We start from the raw sequence: 1,544 nt of genomic DNA, 5'->3' as shown, positions 1-1,544 counted from the left end.
TAGATAAAATAATAAACGTTCTTGATAGCAAAATAGAAAATGGTAAAGCTTATCTATTTTGCCAAGGCAAAACTATTGCGGCAGTAGTAGGTTCAATACTTCACGTTTATTTTATTAAGAAGCCATTTGATTTGGTCAAACAACCAATCAAAGACATTCTAAATAGCCTAAGTTTATATAGCGCAAACCAGGGCTGAATGACACCCTCCTTAACGGCGAGCTTAAGCCAAAAACTTGGAAAAGTCTGGTAGAACTTATCAGCGATTAGCGCTAATCGCTGATAACTGATAGCTGATAGCTGATAGCACCTCAAGTAGCATCTCAAGTAGCGCTAATCGCTGATAGCTTACTCGCTAACTAACCCCCTTATAAAAACTGGGGATTCGGCCAATGATATTGGTTCTTAACAGGTACCGGAGCTGGCTTACTTACCTTTTCTTTCCTAGCACCTTCAATAACACTCCCTTGGGAAAGCATCTGAGCCATCAAAATCATTACAGTTTCAAATACTGAGGTCTTATTATTGGGATTAACAGCCACAATCGGGGGTTGATTAGGATCGCCGATGTATGCCATGCGCATCATAATTTCCTCTGGAGTCCATGCCCCTGCAACATCAGTATGAGTCAGACCAATAATCATTGGAATAGTGACCCGCTCTTGCATAAACGATAGAATCTGACGAGCACTAGCAAAATCACTGCTTCGATTAGCTGCCATTAATAAAATATAGGCGTGAGCTCGGCGAATCAAAATGTCCCACATAAAATCAAAGCGAGCTTGACCAGGAGTTCCATACAGGTGCAAATCCAAGTTCCGATTTAAGGGACGCAAACCAAAGTCTAAGGCAACAGTCGTTTTTTTCTTAAACAATGATGTGGCATCCGTAGCCGTTCGTTCTGTTTCAATAACCGCACCTTCGCTGAATGTTCTGACAAAAGTAGATTTGCCAGCCCCTATTGTTCCCGTTACTACAATCCGTATATTGTCCATTGGGTTATACTTCCCTAGCAAATACTACAGGTTATCAACTGTGCCAGTAGGTTGGGGTGAATCAAGGTAATTTGTTGACGATTGAGGGTTGACGGTTGACGGTTGATGGTTGACTGTTAGTGGTCAACCTTAAACAAAAAATAGCTTACATTGAATTTCACACACCCACTGACGTTATACCAATAATCCAGGATGCCTTGGCCGTAGGCCACGCTACGCGAACAACAATTTTCAAAAAAATTTACCATTTGTAATGGGTAATGGATAATTAATACTAGTCTTTTAATTACCCATTACCCATTACCCATTACCCATTACCCATTACCCATTATCTATAAGCCATTACCAATGACTATCAATTACTATAATTTATCCCTTTTATAAACCAAAGGTATTAGTAGAGTAATTTTCACAAATTTAGTATAGCAACATTGGTTTTAATTCAGCCAGAGTTCGTTTAATTTCTAACATCAATACTCCCTGCTTAGCTGCTTTACTAGCTAGAACCAGAAATACCGCTTCTTCACCACAACTGGTCAAAACGCTAAATC

2 protein-coding genes are annotated in these 1,544 nt (G+C 39.7%); one reads left to right on the top strand and one right to left on the bottom strand.

Annotated features, from left to right (window positions below; genetic code table 11):
- Positions 1-197 (top strand): hypothetical protein (locus tag F6K49_RS47850; protein WP_293109617.1); only part of this gene is annotated, 197 nt, incomplete at its 5' end.
- 169 nt (positions 198-366) lie between these two features.
- Here the strand turns inward: F6K49_RS47850 and F6K49_RS47845 are convergent.
- The gene (locus F6K49_RS47845) at positions 367-993 is read right to left on the bottom strand and encodes an ATP/GTP-binding protein (protein ID WP_293109615.1); all 627 of its coding nucleotides are present in this window, start codon (positions 991-993) and stop codon (positions 367-369) included.
- Between the last annotated feature and the right edge of the window lie 551 nt (positions 994-1,544).

It is taken from the genome of Moorena sp. SIO3I6 (genome assembly GCF_010672095.1).
The sequence above is the reverse complement of the archived record's forward strand: the minus strand, read 5'-3'. Positions and strand labels throughout refer to the sequence as shown.

Bases quoted from the DNA above. Each gene is read 5' to 3' on its own strand.
- F6K49_RS47845 (WP_293109615.1), bottom strand. From the start codon at position 993: ATGGACAATATACGGATTGTAGTAACGGGAACAATAGGGGCTGGCAAA.